20 protein-coding genes are annotated in these 18,865 nt (G+C 47.5%); 10 read left to right on the top strand and 10 right to left on the bottom strand.

The window, feature by feature from the left end; genetic code table 11:
* Nucleotides 1–399: 399 nt before the first annotated feature.
* Nucleotides 400–1,050, top strand: a complete 651-nt coding sequence (folE, locus tag L976_RS13980; protein ID WP_037422910.1) for a GTP cyclohydrolase I FolE — start codon at nucleotides 400–402, stop codon at nucleotides 1,048–1,050.
* 86 nt (nucleotides 1,051–1,136) lie between these two features.
* On the opposite strand, the gene pyrE is transcribed toward folE, so the two are convergent.
* Both pyrE and rph read right to left on the bottom strand, forming a co-directional pair.
* Nucleotides 1,137–1,784 (bottom strand): orotate phosphoribosyltransferase, encoded by a 648-nt coding sequence (gene pyrE / locus L976_RS13975; protein ID WP_047537630.1) that lies wholly within the window; start codon nucleotides 1,782–1,784, stop codon nucleotides 1,137–1,139.
* Nucleotides 1,785–1,880: 96 nt separating this feature from the next.
* Nucleotides 1,881–2,594, bottom strand: coding sequence for a ribonuclease PH (gene rph, locus L976_RS13970; RefSeq protein WP_011073930.1), 714 nt, complete (start codon nucleotides 2,592–2,594; stop codon nucleotides 1,881–1,883).
* A 209-nt stretch (nucleotides 2,595–2,803) separates the two neighbouring features.
* Here rph and L976_RS13965 point away from each other — a divergent pair, with 209 nt between their 5' ends.
* The 3 genes from L976_RS13965 (at nucleotide 2,804) to L976_RS13955 (ending at nucleotide 5,357) form a co-directional block, all read left to right on the top strand.
* Nucleotides 2,804–3,667: a YicC/YloC family endoribonuclease gene (locus L976_RS13965; RefSeq protein WP_037422912.1), complete on the top strand. Its 864-nt coding sequence runs from the start codon at nucleotides 2,804–2,806 to the stop codon at nucleotides 3,665–3,667.
* Nucleotides 3,668–4,008: 341 nt separating this feature from the next.
* The gene (ric, locus tag L976_RS13960; RefSeq protein WP_047537626.1) at nucleotides 4,009–4,755 is read left to right on the top strand and encodes an iron-sulfur cluster repair di-iron protein; all 747 of its coding nucleotides are present in this window, start codon (nucleotides 4,009–4,011) and stop codon (nucleotides 4,753–4,755) included.
* Between the two features lie 98 nt (nucleotides 4,756–4,853).
* Nucleotides 4,854–5,357 carry an AlbA family DNA-binding domain-containing protein gene (locus tag L976_RS13955; RefSeq protein ID WP_047537623.1) on the top strand — a complete coding sequence of 168 codons (504 nt, stop codon included), beginning with the start codon at nucleotides 4,854–4,856 and terminating at the stop codon, nucleotides 5,355–5,357.
* 8 nt (nucleotides 5,358–5,365) lie between these two features.
* On the opposite strand, the gene L976_RS13950 is transcribed toward L976_RS13955, so the two are convergent.
* The 7 genes from L976_RS13950 to lptM all read right to left on the bottom strand — a co-directional run bounded on the left by L976_RS13950 (nucleotide 5,366) and on the right by lptM (nucleotide 10,732).
* Nucleotides 5,366–5,944 (bottom strand): HupE/UreJ family protein, encoded by a 579-nt coding sequence (locus L976_RS13950; protein WP_023266363.1) that lies wholly within the window; start codon nucleotides 5,942–5,944, stop codon nucleotides 5,366–5,368.
* A gap of 114 nt (nucleotides 5,945–6,058) precedes the next feature.
* The gene (locus L976_RS13945) at nucleotides 6,059–6,781 is read right to left on the bottom strand and encodes an HAD-IA family hydrolase (RefSeq protein ID WP_047537614.1); all 723 of its coding nucleotides are present in this window, start codon (nucleotides 6,779–6,781) and stop codon (nucleotides 6,059–6,061) included.
* A complete protein-coding gene (xerC, locus tag L976_RS13940; protein ID WP_172590938.1) occupies nucleotides 6,781–7,680 on the bottom strand; it encodes a tyrosine recombinase XerC in 900 nt (299 codons plus the stop codon). Before xerC ends, L976_RS13945 begins: the two co-directional genes overlap by 1 nt.
* A gap of 41 nt (nucleotides 7,681–7,721) precedes the next feature.
* The gene (locus L976_RS13935) at nucleotides 7,722–8,357 is read right to left on the bottom strand and encodes a DUF484 family protein (RefSeq protein WP_047537610.1); all 636 of its coding nucleotides are present in this window, start codon (nucleotides 8,355–8,357) and stop codon (nucleotides 7,722–7,724) included.
* Nucleotides 8,354–9,181, bottom strand: coding sequence for a diaminopimelate epimerase (gene dapF, locus L976_RS13930; protein ID WP_037430212.1), 828 nt, complete (start codon nucleotides 9,179–9,181; stop codon nucleotides 8,354–8,356). The genes L976_RS13935 and dapF overlap by 4 nt, the downstream gene beginning before the upstream one ends.
* Nucleotides 9,182–9,250: 69 nt before the next feature.
* On the bottom strand, nucleotides 9,251–10,495 hold the full coding sequence (gene lysA, locus L976_RS13925) for a diaminopimelate decarboxylase (RefSeq protein WP_047537605.1): 1,245 nt from the start codon (nucleotides 10,493–10,495) through the stop codon (nucleotides 9,251–9,253).
* Between the two features lie 42 nt (nucleotides 10,496–10,537).
* A complete protein-coding gene (gene lptM / locus L976_RS13920) occupies nucleotides 10,538–10,732 on the bottom strand; it encodes an LPS translocon maturation chaperone LptM (protein WP_037422991.1) in 195 nt (64 codons plus the stop codon).
* A 67-nt stretch (nucleotides 10,733–10,799) separates the two neighbouring features.
* On the opposite strand from lptM, the gene cyaY reads away from it, so the two are divergent.
* Entirely contained in the window at nucleotides 10,800–11,132 is a 333-nt protein-coding gene (gene cyaY / locus L976_RS13915) for an iron donor protein CyaY (RefSeq protein ID WP_037422994.1), read from the top strand.
* A gap of 37 nt (nucleotides 11,133–11,169) precedes the next feature.
* Here the strand turns inward: cyaY and L976_RS13910 are convergent, their stop codons facing one another.
* Nucleotides 11,170–13,584, bottom strand: coding sequence for a class I adenylate cyclase (locus L976_RS13910; RefSeq protein WP_047537602.1), 2,415 nt, complete (start codon nucleotides 13,582–13,584; stop codon nucleotides 11,170–11,172).
* A 202-nt stretch (nucleotides 13,585–13,786) separates the two neighbouring features.
* Between L976_RS13910 and hemC the strand changes: the two genes are divergently transcribed.
* The 5 genes from hemC to L976_RS13885 all read left to right on the top strand — a co-directional run.
* Nucleotides 13,787–14,719 (top strand): hydroxymethylbilane synthase, encoded by a 933-nt coding sequence (gene hemC / locus L976_RS13905; RefSeq protein ID WP_037423000.1) that lies wholly within the window; start codon nucleotides 13,787–13,789, stop codon nucleotides 14,717–14,719.
* A 4-nt stretch (nucleotides 14,720–14,723) separates the two neighbouring features.
* Nucleotides 14,724–15,464 carry a uroporphyrinogen-III synthase gene (locus tag L976_RS13900; RefSeq protein ID WP_047537599.1) on the top strand — a complete coding sequence of 247 codons (741 nt, stop codon included), beginning with the start codon at nucleotides 14,724–14,726 and terminating at the stop codon, nucleotides 15,462–15,464.
* 60 nt (nucleotides 15,465–15,524) lie between these two features.
* Nucleotides 15,525–16,754, top strand: a complete 1,230-nt coding sequence (locus L976_RS13895) for a uroporphyrinogen-III C-methyltransferase (RefSeq protein WP_047537596.1) — start codon at nucleotides 15,525–15,527, stop codon at nucleotides 16,752–16,754.
* Nucleotides 16,751–17,917 carry a heme biosynthesis HemY N-terminal domain-containing protein gene (locus L976_RS13890; RefSeq protein ID WP_047537592.1) on the top strand — a complete coding sequence of 389 codons (1,167 nt, stop codon included), beginning with the start codon at nucleotides 16,751–16,753 and terminating at the stop codon, nucleotides 17,915–17,917. Before L976_RS13895 ends, L976_RS13890 begins: the two co-directional genes overlap by 4 nt.
* A gap of 381 nt (nucleotides 17,918–18,298) precedes the next feature.
* Nucleotides 18,299–18,865: retention module-containing protein (locus tag L976_RS13885; RefSeq protein ID WP_156143256.1), on the top strand; the 567-nt coding region annotated here is incomplete at its 3' end.

Raw genomic sequence — 18,865 nt, 5'->3', positions numbered from 1 at the left:
CCAGACGAACCCTTCGGGCAGCATTTGGCTGGCTTTTCTGCCGCGTTATCGTCCGTTTATGTAGAATAACTACACTGCTCGGACTTTGCCTTGCATAAAAGCCAGCCACATTGCTGCAAAAATAACCCTGAAACGTCAACACGCCCTTCTATCTTCATCAAGATAATGATGTTTTAGCGCCCCAAGGAGCCGATAATCGATAAGGACTATCGGCTTTTTCATCTTCAGCGTAAGCGTTTTTTGGTATGAATTATCCGCAATTCGCGCTATTCTGCCCCACCTTGTTCTTGTCCAAGTGACAACGAATCGATTTATACCCTAGCGCGCCTGATTGCTGATATTCAGCGACCAGTGCTAGGTTTTCAGTGATAGCCGCTACTGAAGTAGTGGAGGATAAAAATGTCATTAAGTGAAGCAGCAGTAAAAGTACAGGCCGCCCTACAAGAGCGCGGACTTGAAACCCCCATGCTCCCCAGTGTGTTTACTCCTGAAGAGCGTAAGGACAAGATTGAACACCATATGAAGGAAATTCTGACGCTTATGTCACTGGATCTTTCTGATGACAGTCTTGCCGATACCCCACGCCGCATCGCCAAAATGTATGTCGACGAAATCTTCTCCGGTCTAGATTATGCGAACTTCCCAAAGATCACTGTAATTGATAACAAAATGGGCTTTGATGAAATGGTGCGCGTACAGGATATTAGCCTGACCAGTACCTGTGAACATCATCTTGTCACTATTGATGGCACGGCAACCATTGCGTATCTTCCACGTAAAAAAATTATTGGTTTATCAAAGATTAACCGCATTGTACGTTTCTTTGCCCAACGTCCTCAGGTACAAGAGCGTTTGACTCAGCAAGTGTTAGTCGCGCTGCAGACCTTGCTCGAAACTAAAGATGTTGCGGTTAAAATGGATGCGGTGCATTACTGCGTAAAATCCCGCGGCGTGATGGACTCCACTAGCTCCACCACCACTACGGCCTTAGGTGGTATTTTTAAATCCAACCCCGCGACCCGCGCCGAGTTTTTACACCAGTCGAAGTAAGACCTTACTTTGTGCGAGGCATAAAAAACGCTGCGACAGGATCGCAGCGTTTCTGTTTTAGCGGTTTATAACACGCTTAAGCCTTATTAGGCCTCGATGCCATACTGCTCACGGTACTGGCTTACCGCTGCTAGTTGCGCTTCCATACCTGGTTTTTCAGATAAATAGCGGATCAGATCCGCAAGCTTGATAATCGCCACAATACCGCAGCCAAAATCACGCTCAACCTCTTGGATGGCCGACAATTCGCCCTTGCCCTTTTCTTGTCTATCCAGCGCAATTAATACGCCAGCGAGCTGCGCTTGATGAGCTTCGATGATTTCCATCGACTCACGGATCGCAGTACCCGCAGTGATCACATCATCCACCAGCATCACCCGACCTTTAAGCTCGCTACCGACTAAGCTACCGCCTTCACCGTGATCTTTTTTCTCTTTACGGTTAAAGCAGTAAGGTATATCGATATCGTGATGTTCGCACAAAGCCACCGCTGTCGTGGTCGCAATCGGAATACCTTTGTAAGCAGGGCCAAACAACAGATCGTACTCTATGCCAGAATCCACTAACGCCGCCGCATAAAAACGCCCTAAACGGGCTAAATCACGGCCAGTATTGAATAGGCCAGCATTAAAGAAATAAGGACTGATACGGCCCGATTTAAGGGTAAACTCACCGAAACGCAGTACCTGACGCTCTAGGGCAAATTCAATAAACTCACGTTGATAGGGTTTCACAATCTCTCCTTACGACTTTAACGTTCTATTTTTATTGGGTTATAGCAATATTGATTTAATAAAAAGCCCCATAACGGGGCTTTTTATCAATAACAATTAATTTAATGCGGCTTTCTGCACATCGACGATTTCGCGAATACTGTTCTTCGCTAATCCGAGCAGCTCAATCAACTCTTCGTGAGTAAACGGCTCACCTTCGGCAGTACCTTGAATTTCGATAATCTTACCGGTTTCTGTCATTACCACGTTCATATCGGTTTCAGCAGCGCTGTCTTCAACATACTCTAGGTCGCTTATCGCTTCACCGTTGTAGATACCCACGCTGACCGCAGCGATTAAGAACTTAAGCGGGTTAGATTTAATAATGCCTTTACCACGAGCCCAGTTAAGCGCATCCACTAAGGCGACACAAGCACCAGTGATTGACGCTGTACGGGTACCGCCATCAGCTTGGATCACGTCACAATCGATGACGATGGTGTTTTCACCCAGCGCTTTCATATCCACACAGGCACGCAACGCACGGCCGATAAGACGTTGAATTTCTTGAGTACGACCAGATTGCTTACCACGAGCGGCTTCACGATCCATACGACTATGGGTTGAGCGTGGCAACATGCCGTATTCCGCCGTCACCCAGCCTTGGCCCTGACCTTTAAGGAAACGCGGTACACCCTCAGTAAAACTGGCGGTACAAAGCACTTTGGTTTCGCCAAATTCGACTAACACAGAACCTTCGGCATGGGCCGTAAATTGGCGAGTGATAGTGATGGGACGTGTTTGTGCTGGCGTTCTGTTACTTGGACGCATGCGAAATTCCTGTATTCTGAGTCATTGACCGATTTTGGCTGCATATTATAGGGTTTTGTGCCTCTAGATGCCATGCTTAGGGTGATTCTCTAGAAAACTCGTCACACAAACACCTAATCCTTCTCGCGAGTAGTGGTATGCCTTTAATCCTAAAGCCATTGACTCTATAATCGCCTCTCATTATGACGATTAAACCACTAGGACAACCCATGATCCAAAGCATGACAGCCTACGCTCGCATTGAGCACAAAGCACAATGGGGCACTGCCTCTTGGGAAATTCGCTCAGTCAACCAGCGTTATCTCGAAACTTACCTACGTCTGCCAGAACAATTCCGCAGCTTCGAGCCCGTTTTGCGCGACCGCCTGCGTAAACGCTTAAGCCGCGGTAAAGTCGAGGTCAATTTACGCTACGAATTAGCCGATAACAGCAATAACGAACTTAAATTAAACCAAGGGTTAGCCAAACAGCTACTCGACGCCGCCAGTTGGCTCAAACAAGAAGCAGGACAAGGCGAAGTCAACCTCACCGATATTTTGCGCTGGCCAGGAGTACTTTCTAGTGCTGAGCAGGATATGGACGCGGTTGGTGCCGATTTAATGACCGCCTTCGACTTAGCTATCGACCAATTCATTGAAGCCCGTGGGCGTGAAGGCGCAGCCATCAAAGACATGCTCTTAAGCCGTTTAGACGGCGTCAGCGAGCAAATCGCCGTTGTGCGCGAGCATATGCCTAAAGTCATGGAATATCAGCGCGATAAACTCACCAATCGCCTCGCCGAAATCAAAGGTGAACTCGATCCCGCCCGCATCGAGCAGGAGATGATCTTATTAGCGCAAAAACAAGATGTGGCAGAGGAAATGGACAGGCTCGAAGCCCATGTTAACGAAGCCCGCCGCATCCTCAAAAAAGGCGGCAGCGAAGGTCGCCGTTTAGATTTTATGATGCAAGAATTTAACCGCGAATCGAACACCCTCGCCTCTAAATCCATCAGCACCGAAATCACCGCCGCCGCCGTCGAGCTCAAAGTGCTCATCGAACAAATGCGCGAGCAGATCCAAAACGTGGAATAACCTCCTCATTTCTTCAGCAATTTGCTTTTAATGCCCTACTCTTAGGGCGTTGAAAGCACCTTTGTAGTTTCATTTATCATCAGATACTTAATATTGGATGAGCCTTAGATGATACGCAAAGAATGGTAAATTCAATACGCCACACAGTTCCAAAAAAATACTAATTAGATAAAACGTCGACTTATCTTTATCAGCCTCTACACCCTACTCCTTTGGGAATAATTCAGACAATTTAATGTGACAGCCGCAGCAAATCCTGACTAAATTAGTCAGGATTTATTGCATCACAATAAAGCTGCAAATAATATGCATGTAAATTATTTGTGCTTTGGAGTGTTGCAATGTCATCAACTAGCTTTTCGTCAGCGTCTCACGTTGAACAACCATCAGCCCCTTTATCGCCATGGCTTGAGCGTAAAGTTGGCGAGTTGGTCGCGGAGGATTTTCGCCGCGCCCATGTGTTTAGCCAATTTGGTATCGATTTCTGCTGTGGCGGTGGTCGAGCACTGATCAGTGCCTGTGAGCGAGCGCAAGCCGACCCAAATAAAGTCGTCGCCGCATTAGAGTACATGACAAATTCAGGAGCTAAAGAAGATGAACTTAATCAACTACCACTTGAGCAACTAATTGATTATATTGAGCGTACTCACCACCAATATGTCCGTGCTAAAGCACCATTATTGCTGGAATACTCAGAAAAGATGGTACGCGCCCATGGCGAGCATTATGCCGAAATTGTTCCATTTGCAGCTTGGGTTCGTGCGTTGATAGAAGATTTAATGCCGCATTTGATGAAGGAAGAAAATATCCTCTTTCCTGCGATTCGGGCGATGAGTCAAGGCGAGCAAGTGCAGGGTTGTTTTGGTCATATAGGTAACCCTATCAATGCAATGCAACACGAGCACGAAGAAGCAGGATTGATTTTACAAAAGCTACATGAGTTAACCAACGACTTTACGCCTCCCGAATATGCCTGTACTACTTGGCGGGTTTGTTATGCAACGCTCGCAGAATTTGAGGCGGACCTGCATAGGCACATTCATTTAGAAAACAACATTCTCTTCCCTAAGGCGCTGCAACTCGCCTAATAAACAAGATTGATTAACCACCAAGGTCAGCACAACTGCTGGCCTTTGTGATTTTGGCGTGTTACAAAAAGTGGTGTGCCTTGCAAGGATAAGCCGCCATGACATACCCAACATTCGCACTCGATGATATTGCTTCTCTACACGAATCAGCCCAAGTAGAATTTAAACTCGCAAGAGGCCGTGATGGTCAAGGTCAATTACCTGAAGATATTTGGGCAACCTATAGCTCCTTTGCCAACACCTTAGGCGGAGAGATTATTCTTGGGGTACGCGAAGATCGTGGCCATTTCACCATTGAAGGCATTCCTAATCCTCTACCCGTATTACAGGAATTTTGGGAGATCCTCGATGACCCTAGCCGGATAAGCTGTAATATTTTAGCGATATCTGATGTGCAGCTGATTGAAATTATGAATAAAAAGCTGATAAGGATTCGTGTCCCGCTCGCACCAGAGCACCTAAAGCCAGTATTTATAGGCACCGATGCTTATACAGGTACTTATTTTCGGGTTGGAGATGCCGACATGCATGCCAGCCGGAGACAGGTTACACAAATGCTACGCCGCGCCCATCACTGCAATAAGCTGATAAAGGCGCGGTAGTGCTTTTTCTAAAAACCAGCGAGTAAATAGCCACCCATGGCGGCAATTGCCACGCCAGATACGCGCATTAAGCTGCGTTGCCCAGTGACGCGCTGCATGCCTAGACCTAGCATAACGCCACCTAAATGGATAACCGCAGTACCGAATAAGAAACCAAAGGCGTAAAGAACTGGGCTGGCAAGTTCAGGCATTTCCATGCCGTGGGCATGACCGTGGAAAATCGCAAACACGCCGACAAATGCCATCGCAAATAAGAGCGGTAACTGGCGGTCAAAGGCAATCGCTAACCCAAGCAACAGTACTGACAAAGCAATGCCAATTTCAACAAAGGGCACCGGAATGGCATAAAGCCCCAGTATTCCACCAACCAACATAAAACACACAAAGGCTAAGGGCACAGTCCAAATCGCGCGACCACCGAGCTGCGTACTGAGCATGCCCACACTTAACATGGCAAGGAGATGGTCAAAACCTAAAACGGGATGATTAAAGCCCGCCATAAAACCACCACCGGAGTGGATTTCGTGCGCCGACGCAGGGGCTATAAACGATAGACTCAAGAGGAGCAACAGACTTAAACGCACCATAGCAGTTCCTTGTTAGTGAGGGCGTAACAACTGAGTTAAACAAATGCTAATACTCTACGGCAAAACGATATGCCAATCCTTGATCCCTATCACTTTAAATAGGCTGCTATTCTTTTAAGGCAATAACATTTCCTGTAATGAATCGAGAGTGGCAATCTCCATATGGGGTAAGAGTGCTGCAATAGGTAACGATGCCACGCGGCCAAAACTTGGGTTGAGCCAGACCGACTGACACCCCGCCAAACGCGCACCGCGAACATCGGCATTCATACTATCGCCAACGTGCAGCAGTTGATCTAAGCCGATATCTAACCTTTCACAGGCCTGTGAAAACATATCTTTAGCAGGCTTCATCCGTATACCACTGCCAGGATGCAGCACAAATTCAAACACATTACTTAAGCCGATACGCTGTGCGTCCACATTACCATTAGTGATGCCAATCAGCCTAAAATGGACCGATAAACGCGTGAGCAGCGCCAAGACGTCGTCTGAAACCTGAAAATGGCTTCGATGAAAATAAAAACAAGCTAAACCTTCCTGCGCGCCACGTTTTGCCTCAGGCTCACTATAACCGAGCAGTAAAAGGCCTTTATGCAGAGTTGCAATTCGCGCCGCCGAGGTGTCATGGGCGAGGGCCGGATTTTGCTGTAGCAACTGCAACTTGAGCAGTCGCCATTGCTGCGGTTGCCAAGCTTGAGTCAGCGGGTAAGCCTGATGCAAAAACTGCATTAACTCAGCTTCGGCATTGAGAATGTGGGGTTCGTTATCGTATAGGGTATCGTCGAGATCGAAGCTAATCGCACGAATATTCTGGGGTCTAAGATAACAACGCATTATTTATCCTGTTGTTTTTTCGCTCTAGGATGGGCGTTATCATACACCTTAGCTAAGTGTTGGAAATCTAAACTGGTATAAATTTGCGTGGTAGACAGGTTTTCGTGGCCTAATAATTCCTGCACCGCCCGTAAATCGGCACTGGATTCCAGCATATGTGTGGCGAAAGAATGGCGCAGCTTATGGGGATGCACCCGCATAGAAAGCGCCTGTTCCTGCCCCCATTTGCTCATGCGCGCCTGAATGCTGCGATGGGATAAACGCTTGCCCTTTTCGGTGACAAATAATGCGTTATCTTCACAGGGGATTTGCCTGCGGCACTCAAGCCAAGCGCCTAAGGCATCAATAGCATAACGACCAACGGGGACGATACGCTCCTTGTTGCCCTTACCTAATACCCGCACTTCACGCTGATCATATTGCACACTGGATAAATCGAGCGCTGCGAGTTCTGCTAAACGTAACCCGCTGGAATAGCATAGCTCCATAATGGCTTTATCACGCAGTGTTAGCGGATCATTGCCTTCAATCTCAAGCAAATGAGTGAGGGAATCGACATCGATATTTTTCGGTAAAGGCTTAGCTTGCTTGGGCGCACTCAGCCCCTTGGCAGGATTGAGTTCTATCACGCCTGCGCGCAGTAAAAACCCTCCCCACTGTTTTACTGCCGATAACCATAATGACAGCGAGCGCGGACTCAGTCCCTTGCGGTGTAACTTAGCAAGCACTTGTTGCCAATGCTCACGCCCGACATTGAGCAGGTCAACACCTTCGGGCAGTAACTCGCTTCCCCGCTGCAACTCGTACATATAATTGCGAACCGTATGCGCCGATAACTGACGTTCAGACTGCATATAGGTTTCAAATTGCTGTAAATAGGAGTGACAACGCGCGGGCATATCATTAGCTGGCGAGTTCATATTGGACTCCTCATCGGGGCTTAAAGTTTGGCGAGCATATGTGCCAGCAATCGCCGAAGTTGCTCGAGCAGCATATTGTCCATATCGGGATGAAAATGGGTGGCATCGTGGCTGGCAACTGCAAAAATGACAGGAATATCATCAGCTAGTTTAACTAATGCCACCGAGCCGACCTCACTGCCAAATAAGCGTTTCGCCTCTTGTTGTGTCAGACGACCAAAATAGTAATTATTGCGTAAACGCTGCGCCCAAATCGCCTTCATCTCAATATCGGCCTCTAACACACTGATAAGACGCACATGGGTAAAATTAAACTGCGCCTTTAAATTATCAGCCAGCACTTCTTTAAGGGATTCTAAGTTAACGCAATTGAGTAGCTTAAAAGACAGTTCAGTATTAAATCGGAATATCTTTTCATTACGTGCAGCCATGGCCAGTAAACTGGTGATTTCTTCTTCGAGTTGCCCAACCCGCAGGCGCAACAACTCTTGACGTCGTTCGACTAAGGAAATCGCACCGCGCTCCAAATGGGGCAAACGCATCGCCAATAACAGCTCGGGATACCGATTAAAAAAGTCAGGATTATCGAGTAGATATTCGCGAATAATCAACTCATCAAAGGGAAGATTGGTCTGCGGCATCAAAGGCTCGGTCATAACTGAATTTGTCCATCATAAACGTGCTGCGCAGGGCCTGTCATCCACAGCGGTTTGCCTTCACCTTCCCAATTGATGGTTAAGCTGCCGCCCGGTAAATCCACTTGTACTTGTTGATCGAGTTTACCTTGAATTTGTCCGACTACTACGGCAGCACAAGCACCTGTGCCGCAGGCTAAAGTCTCAGCCGCACCACGTTCGTAAACTCTAAGCTTGATATGACCCGAGTTCACCACCTGCATAAAACCAACGTTTACTCCGCGCGGGAATCGCTCATGCTTGGTGAGTAACGCACCGATTTCGGCGACATTCGCGCTGGTAACATCTTCCACATCGAGCACGCAATGGGGATTGCCCATGGAGGCCGCACCACACAAAAAGGTTTGTTGCGGCGTTTGCAGCAGATAGGTTTTTTCGGCCTTTTTGGCTTTAAAGGGGATTTGGCTAGGTTCGAGCACGGGCACGCCCATATTCACAGTGACAGTACCATCGCGCTCAAGGCGCAGTGTCATCTTACCCGCAGAGGTACTTACACGAATTTTATTCTTATTCGTCAGCCCCTTATTACGGACAAACCGCGCAAAGCAACGGGCGCCATTGCCGCAGTTTTCGACCTCACCACCGTCGGCATTAAAGATGCGATAATGAAAGTCGAGGTCGGGATCATAGGGTGGCTCAACCAGCAAGAGTTGGTCGAAACCGATGCCAAAGTTACGGTCAGCTAAACGGCGGATCTGCTCAGGCGAAAAGAACACGTTCTGCGTGACACCATCGACCACCATAAAATCGTTGCCAAGTCCGTGCATCTTAGTGAATTGGATCAAGATACTTATCCTTTAAGCCTAGGCGCCGCCATAACTAGCCAAGCGCCTGAATCAATATAATTTTCTAGTTTACGGCAGGAGCTGCTCACCTTGCCAGAGCTGCGCTAATTTTTCTCGCTCACGCACCAAATAAGCCTTATTGCCATCCACCATGACCTCGGCCGCACGCGGACGGGTGTTATAGTTTGAGGCCATGGCAAAACCGTAGGCACCGCTTGAGCGCACAACCAGTAAATCCCCCGCCGCAATCGCGAGTTGTCTGTCCTTCCCTAAAAAGTCACCGGTTTCGCACACTGGCCCTACAATATCAAATACTTGCGTATCTTCATCCCGTGGATTCACCGGAATGATATTTTGCCATGCACTATAGAGTGCGGGCCGAATTAAGTCGTTCATGGCACCATCAACAATCGCAAAACGTTTGTCACTGTTTTCTTTGAGGTACAGCACCTCAGTCACAAAAATCCCCGCATTGGCAGCAATCGCACGGCCCGGTTCGAAAATCAGTTTGAGCTTGCGATGACCTAAACGCTTGAGCAGTGCAGCGGCGTACACATCAGGATGCGGTGGCGTTTCATCATCATAGGTCACCCCTAAACCGCCACCCACATCAAAGTGCTCAATCACTATCCCTTGCTCGGCTAGGCGGTCAATGAGCGATAGCATTCTGTCCATTGCATCGAGAAACGGCTGAATTTCAGTGAGCTGTGAGCCGATATGGCAATCAACCCCTTTTACCTGCAAATGCGGCAGCGCATGGGCGCGAGCAAATACAACTTCGGCCTCATCCATGGCGATACCGAATTTATTTTCTTTAAGACCCGTCGAAATATAAGGATGCGTACCGGCATCGACATCGGGATTCACCCGCAGTGACACTGGAGCAACTTTACCTAAGCGGCCGGCAACATCGTTAAGTTGTTCAAGCTCAGCACTCGATTCAACGTTAAAGCAGTAGATACCAAGATTTAATGCCTGCTCCATTTCGGCAACGGTTTTACCCACGCCAGAAAACACCACTTTGGCAGGGTCACCACCGGCTTCAATCACCCGCGCTAACTCGCCGCCCGAGACAATATCAAAACCACTACCTAAACGAGCCAATACGTTCAGTACGGCTAAGTTCGAGTTGGCTTTCACCGCGTAACACACTAAATGTGGATGGTCGGCCACCGCATTATTAAAGGCATGCCAGTGACGTTCGAGCGTCGCACGGGAATAGATATACAGTGGCGTGCCATACTGCTGGGCTAAATCATTGACCCGACAGCCTTCTGCGTACAGGGTATTATCTTGGTAGAGAAAGTGATCCAATGTCCGATTCCTTACTGCGCTTTGTAGTAATTATGCTGATTATTATTGTGTTTTTTCAGTTTCAGCTTGAGGCTCCGCGGCTTGTACAGGCGTAGCATCACGCTTAGCTGGCTTATTTTTTTTAGACTGAGTCGCCTCTACTGGAGAGGATTTATACAGGGGGCCCTTTTGACCACAGGCTGTAATGAATAGGCTACCAATCAATAACAATAAAAACAGTCTCATTTTTCTCAACATCTGTGCATCTAGTGACTAATCATCTTATAATCGCACCCATCTTGACGAAAGCAAAGGACAGAAATGCATGGCCATGACAGATACAGAATTTCACCAGCTCGCCGATGACATGTTCCAAGCGATAGAGACCGCTATCGAAACCGCAATTGATGAACAAGATGCCGATGTGGATATTGATGCCAGTGGTAACGTGTTACAGCTAGAATTTGTCGATGGTTCGAAAATCGTAATCAACAAACAGGAACCTTTGCATGAAATTTGGGTAGCAACGCGTTTCGGTGGCTATCACTTTGGCTATGTAGAGGGAAAATGGCTTGATGGTCGTAATGGCGGCGAGTTTATGCCCTTTGTGCAGGACTCGATTCTACGCCAAAGCGGTATCGAACTCAGCCTCTCCTAAGCCGCGGCTTTATTCCTAAGCGGGAGGTCGCTCCCGCTTAAAACTCCACATTGGCGTTATTGATATCCACCCCAAAGGGCATCACGGTTAGCTCACCCGCCACCCGTACTAAATGGAAAAACTGCGGAATATTAAACCGTGCTTTTGATGCATAAAATTCATCAAAAACATAGTGATGACTCACTTTGTTGACCAATTCGCTCATATCTGAACCAGACTGCACATAATGACTCAGCTGATTTTCCTCATCGAGAATAAACACATCTAAGCTATCGGTGCGTTGCCGCAGAAAGTACTGGATCGCTCCCTTGGCGGCAAAGTTTTGAATGATTTTCGGCATGCTCGAAAAAGGGTCATCCCCCAACTCTGGCCGAGGCAATTGTACTAAATGACTACGAGCAAGTTGCTGATAAAAAGATTTGGCATCACTCAAGTCCTGATAGGCCATCCCCAAAGGATTAAAAAAGATCCCGTAACGGGTATGACTAATCTGCAGCGGCTGCACTAAGGTGCTCGATTGTTGCACCTGTTGACAGAGTCGCACCGTTTGTTTAAGCAAGTTTTTCACCGCTAACTTAAGTTGTGGCCTGAGCTTTTGCGAACAGCTAATCACATCCATATCCACGGGATGAGTCGCTCGCCTTAGCCCTGGTGTGACAAATGCGAGTGCCTGCAATACTGCGGTTTCGCCCTCAAAACGATGACACTGCCACTCCCCCCAACTATTAAGGCAAATAGCATCGAGGGCGCCGAGCATATTTTCCTGCTTACGACCCAATGAAAACACGTTGGCATTCATGACATCGACCATCATCTCTTGCCCTTGCCAATGGATCGTAGGATCACAGTCGAGGTTTAAGATAAAAATGAGTTTTCTAAAATGCCAAGGCTGACATAGGTCAAGCTTTGAGACCCGCCAATCATGATCGATAAAATTAAGTAATCGTTTTGAAGCGTCGGTCAACCTTCGGGATTTAATCTTACTCTGGCCAAACTCATACCATTTGGTTTCTGGCGTCGATACCCCATTTAAGCAAGCCCAAATCATCAGCGCTGACGGGCTTTTCCCTTTGCAAATAGCAGATTCACCTAACAGATTCTGCGGCTTTGGCCCCTGGCGGTAGAGGTAATATTGATTTTCCTTGTTACTGGACACCATGGTTACTTCAGATTCAGCAACCGAGTGGCTCCAGAGCAAATTCAGCTTAGCGATTTGGTCTTCATCTTGGCTAAAGTAAGTATGTAGTTTGCGAGTGAGCATCCCCAACTCTTCAATCCTGAGTCCTTCGTTTAACTCATGGGTGGAGGCGAAACGCAGCAAGGTTTGATAACTCGCCAGCAGCAATTCATTAAGTTGCTCATTAAACCAATTGAGCTGGCCACTATGCCAATGCTCACAATCATCTAAGGTAGTAATTAAACTGTTGGGCCACTGCCACTCTTGCACCAACTTTTGCATTTTGGCATAGCGCCAATCTTTACCTTGGTCAGACACACTTAAGAACACGCCACATTTTAGATAAAAACAGCGGCGCACAATTTCCAGCCGACGACTATCATTCTGCTTTAATAAATAGGCTTCAATCGCCTCATAAATTGCGTAATAAGCATCGTTAGCAGTAGAAAAATCCCCTGCTAAGGTCTTTTGCCAAAGCCGGTCACACAGTAACTGAGAATGGGGATATTCACTGGCATAAGCCTCAAGCAAAAGTACTTTAATCAACGCTTTATGCGGCTTATTTAAGCCTTTATAAAGCTGCCAAAGCGAGGCACCAAAATACTCGCTTGCCGGTAACTCGTGCACATTACCAAGATATAGCAATTCAGGATTGAGCTTAGCATCAGGCCACCATGCAATAGTTTTACCCGCCAAGCGAATTTGGCTGCGATAAAACTCCTCAAGCAACAGCCAATGCTGCGTACTGCCACTGTGCTCATGAGCCATAGAAGACTGGCAACCGGTACGCTGTGAGATATCACCACAAAATTGCAGTGGATGAACCAAGTAAAAATTCACCTCAAACTGATACTCTGCAAACCAAGCGGTTAGTCGTTCCGTTTTTAATTTAACCAAGGCTAAGTCGTCATCACACAAATCCTCATGATGGACTAGCCACACATCCACATCACTTTTTGCATTCTGACCAAAGCTAGCTGTACTGCCCATGGCATATATCCCTTCGAAGGCATAACAATCCATGTCATTAGGTATAAAAGGCAGCTTAAACACATCACAAGCCTGGGCTTCTATTAAGCCCGCCTTGTAACCATAAATACCGCAAGGCGTATTAGGATCAACGTATCCCGGATACTGAACGCTATTCTGTTGAAGTAAAAAGGGGATCAAACGGAACAAATGCTTTTGCAACGGAGACAACAAGGCTAAGGCCCGTGCAATACGAACCTGATTAAGTCTTTCTGCAATATCAGGAAACTGGCCTTGCTGATCCATCCTAGAACACGACACTTAAGCACAATTGAGAAGTGTGCTCATGTTAACACTTTTGCAAAGCTGAGCAACTAAATGAGATATCCATCACACTTTTATACGATTTAGAACACCGCCGACTTCAAAGAATCGATACGGCTTCCTTACATTCGCGAATAGCCAATGTTAGCATTGGCGCAACTAAGATCTCGGATGGAAACTAGGCATGTCTGAAAACCGCATACGTATCGCTACCCGCAAGAGTCCGCTGGCCATGTGGCAAGCTGAATTTGTTAAAGCAGAATTAGAACGCGTTCACCCAGGAATTGTGGTGGAGCTATTGCCAATGAGCACTAAGGGCGATGTTATCTTAGACACGCCATTAGCGAAAGTTGGTGGTAAAGGCTTGTTTGTGAAAGAACTCGAAGTCGCCATGCTCGAAGACCAAGCCGATATCGCCGTACACTCCATGAAAGACGTGCCAGTAGATTTCCCCGAGGGCTTAGGGCTGGAAGTGATTTGTGAACGCGAAGATCCACGCGATGCCTTTGTGTCTAACCTTTATAAGTCAATCAGTGAGCTGCCACTCGGTGCCACGGTAGGCACCTCAAGCCTACGCCGTCAGTGCCAACTGCGCGCCTCACGCCCAGACCTGATTATCAAAGATCTGCGTGGCAACGTCGGTACTCGCCTCGCGAAACTCGATAACGGCGAATACGATGCGATTATCCTGGCTGCGGCGGGTTTAATTCGCCTGAAATTATCAGAGCGTATTGCCAGCTTTATTTCTGCGGAAGAATCCTTACCCGCAAACGGTCAAGGTGCTGTCGGTATTGAATGCCGTACCAATGATGAGCGCGTTAAAGCATTATTGGCACCATTAGAACACTTAGAAACGCGCTACCGAGTCATCGCCGAGCGCGCCATGAATACTCGCCTCGAAGGTGGTTGCCAAGTTCCTATTGGCGCCTTTGCCGAAATCGATGGTGATGAGATGACACTGCGCGGCCTCGTTGGTAATCCAGATGGTAGCGAAATCATCGAAGGCGTGATCACAGGTCCAAAGACCGAAGCGACGCAACTCGGTATTGCCCTTGCTGAAGAACTACTGAGCAAAGGCGCTAAAAGCATCCTCGACGCTGTTTACGCCAAAGCCTAAGACGATGAAAGTCTTACTGACGCGCCCCGAGGGGCGCAATCAGTCAATGGTCGATGCCTTGAATGAAAGAGGCATCGAACACTGCGTGACGCCACTGCTCTGCGTTGAGGCCACGCCTCCTCTGCCGCCTGACTCTTCGCATCCCCTAGCCCATGTCGATATGGTTATCTGTATCAGCGCCAATGCAGTCAGCTTTGCTGATGCTGCGTTTAAAGTCGATACAGCCCAAGTTAAAGACTGGCCAAGCGTACCTTATTTCGCCGTGGGTCATGCTACGTGGGAAGCGCTACAAGAGAAGGGAATTGAAGCTCTCGAAGCACCGGATGATTGTCAGCAAACAGAAGGCTTGCTGACATTGCCTGCACTGCAACATATCCAAGGCAAACATATCACTATCATTCGTGGTGTCGGTGGTCGTGAAGCCCTCGCTGAGCAACTGAGTGCCAGAGGCGCGAAGCTGCGCTATTGGGAAGTCTATCAACGCGCTTGCCCACCACTCGATGGCGTAGCGGTTAGCCAACACTGGCGAGACTTAGGGATAGATACTATTGTCGTGACGAGTGGTGAAGTACTAGATAATCTGATTAATCTAGTGCCAAAAGAGTTATTTGCATGGCTGCGCTCATGTCATATCATAGTCCCCAGTAACCGAGTAGAAGCTCAAGCTCATGCCTTTGGTATAACCCAAGTCACCAATGCCAATGCCGCCAACAGCAAAGCCGTGCTAAACGCCCTTAAACTCTAAGTGCTATTTAGCCCGATTTTACTCGAATTTCGGCAGTAGCATGATTTTAAGGACTGTTAAATGGATAACAACAAGCACGACGCCCAAAGCCCAGAGTCACAGGCTATCCCAGTTCTCGCCACATCGGTCAATACCGATGACGCTGCACCACACAACCAAGCTTCTGAGTCACAGGCGAGCAAGCCTGAAGAACAAGAAGTCAAACCTGCCGACACTAAGTCGCAAGCCAGTAAACCCGAATCGACCCAAACTGCGAGCCAAGTGGTGCAAGTGAATCGTAGCTCATGGGCTATTCGTTTTGGTGTACTACTGGCCTTAGGCTTGACCGTTTGCACCATAGGTGGTGGCTATTTGCTGTATCAACAAATGCAGCAACAGCTTCAACTGCAAGAGACGAAAAATCTAGCCCTGCAAGATCAGTTGCAACAGGCTTTACTCGTCCCAAATCAGCGTCTTGCACAACTTGAGCAACAACAACTCTCAGATGCAAAAACCTTCCAAGAGTTATCTAAGCTTGCCACAGATCAAAACCAGTTACAGGACAGACTAGAGAAACTGGCCCAGCGCAGCCCAACCCACTGGATGGCCTCAGAAGCCGAATATCTAGTAAACATGGCTGGACGTAAGCTTTGGCTCGAAAAAGATCCACGTACGGCAACCGATTTATTAAAATCCGCAGATGAAACTATTGCCGCGATGAACAACCCCGCATTACTGCCAATCCGTAAGGCATTGGCAAAGGATATTGCGGCGACCACCAATATTAAGAGTTTGGATATTGAAGGTGGTGTATTAGCACTCGATGCCTTAATCGACCAACTTGACAAATTGCCGCTAAATCGTGCCGATGCTGAAGCAAGCACGGCTGAAGATACGACCATTTCCGGCGATCTTAACGATTGGCAAAGTAATCTGAGTAAAACCTGGAAGGCGTTGACTCAAGATTTTATTACTATTCGTCATCGCACCGCCGATGCGCCAGCCCTACTTGCTCCAGAGCAACAATGGTATTTGGTTGAGAATATCCGCCATAAACTGCTGCAATCACAACTGGCACTCTATCGCTATGATAGAGCCGCTTATCATCAATCACTGATGATGGCGCGCCAGTGGATCCAAACCTATTTTGATGTTCAAGCGCATCAAACTAGCGAGGCCATTGCCGAAATCGACAAGTTGGCAACACTCGATCTTGACCCTATTACGCTAAAATCCTTTGCCGCTAAACCGCTGTTATTACAGTTAACCAGCTATGGTGAACTCACCTCTTCAGAGGAACCGCAGCTATGATTAAGGCATTAATATTTCTTGGTATTATACTTTTAGGCCTGTGTATCAGCCCCTGGATTGTTGGCAATACTGGCTATGTGTATATTGCCGCGGGTGATTACCAGCTTGAGACCAGTTTAGTTTTTGGCATCGTCATGTTAATCGTGTTTTATGCGCTATTCCAAGTGCTGGAATGGTTAGTGATCACTGTGATTAATCTGCTGCTACGTAGCCGTTTTATCCCGCAGCATTGGCGTCGCCGCTCCGCCAAAAAACACACCCTCATCGGCGCACTTGCCATTGCCGAAGAAGATTGGCCTGCAGCAGAACGCGCCATGATTAAAGGAGCCGACAACGGTGAACTGCCAGCATTAAATTTGTTAGCCGCTGCACGTGCAGCTCAACATCAAAATAAAACTGCCGAGCGAGATCAATATCTTGCCCGCGCAGAAGCGCAGCCTATGACGGCCAATGCGGTAGCAACCACTCGTACCCGTTATTTACTCAAACAAGGTGAATTAGCCTTAGCCAGAGCCGAGCTAGATAAGTTAGCCCCAACTAGCAAGAGTAAAGCCCCTGTGCTGAAACTCGCCCTCGAGTTATATCGCGCCCAGGAAGATTGGGAAGCGCTTAAGCTATTGCTCCCAATACTGAAGAAACGCCAGATCTTAGAGGATGCAAAGTTAAATACGCTGAATGTTGAAACCCATTGCGCCCTATTAAAAGCGGCGAGTCTAAAAGGGGAAGAAGCCCTAGAACAATGCTGGCAATGGCTTTCACGCGATGAACGTAACCAGTCTGAGTTTTTAGCGATTTATGCCATGGGCTTGTGCCGCTTCAATCGTAAAGACCAAGCGCTTAAATTACTCTCGAAAAAGCTACGTAGCTCGCCAGAGTCTGCACTGTTAGAAGTGATCCCACAGCTCGTCACCGCCCATGACGAAGAGATCCGCAAACAATTGCTCAAGCATGAAATCACCCATGAGAACAATGCTGATTACCAACGGTGTTTAGCGCTACTCTACCAACAAACCCGAGATATGAAAGAAGCCAAAATCCGCTGGCAGAATGTTTGTCGTCTTGCTCCGAGTAAAGACTCTTGGCTGGCGTTAGCACGTATTCAAGAGCAACTTGGCGAACAAGGTCATGCTAACCAAAGCTATCGTCAGGCAGTAAACCTATAACTTCTATCAACCGCAATCCATTAGGCGGATTGCGGTCCCTCCTCATTCAACCTTGAACATACTTGCCGCACATCATTTATAAAATATTAAACCCGATCTTAAGAATAGTTTGTTATTAATATGTTTGTTTTGATAGTTAAGAGACACTAAATGCAGTTTCTTTTGCGTTTTAAGATACTACATCTAGTTCTGTCACTTGTAAGTGCCATTTTTTCGCACTCCACCCCTTAAAATCCAGTTATAGCAAGCCATTCCGGCGCGTCAAAAAATTGACTTACACACGCGACCAAGCTAAAATTTAGCCACTTGTATCACAATTCAGCGTATTTGTTGAATTTGTGCATCTTCGGATTAACACACTTTGGCTGTTGGGAGCTAATTATGGGATCGATCATTACAACAAAGAAAGGTTTGCTGAAACTTGTTAAAGGGCAAATCGAAGTCGAGGTTAATGGTTCAAATCAACCCGCTAAGGATGGCGAACAACTCCCAAAGGGTGCAGTTCTCCATATCGGCGAAAACGCGACTTATGAAATCACTTTCGATGATGGCACCAAGCTGTCTAATGAAATAGAAGTCAATCCAGCATCTGCTGCGGTTGTTGCCCCAGTGACAGGTGAAGCCACACCTGATGAAATTCAAGCATTACAAGATCTTATTGCTTCAGGTGAAGACCCAACTAAAAATTTACCTGAAACCGCAGCAGGGAATGCACCAGCCAGTGATGGTAACTCTGGCTATGTTAGCCTTGCGCGTGATGGTTCAGAAGCTCTCGCCACATCAGGTTATAGCACTTCTGGACAAACACTAGCCGCATTTGCACCCGACACTCCCGAACAGTCAATTGCCACAGACTCCCCATCCTTGCTCGCTAACGACAGCATTACCGTAGATGAAGATTCCGTTGCCACCGGTAACGTCCTTAGCAATGACAGTGATATTGATAGC

Origin of the sequence: Shewanella sp. ZOR0012, from assembly GCF_000798835.1 — a bacterium.
Lineage (GTDB): Bacteria > Pseudomonadota > Gammaproteobacteria > Enterobacterales > Shewanellaceae > Shewanella > Shewanella xiamenensis.
Note: the sequence above shows the minus strand (reverse complement) of the source record. Positions and strands in the feature narration are given on the sequence as shown.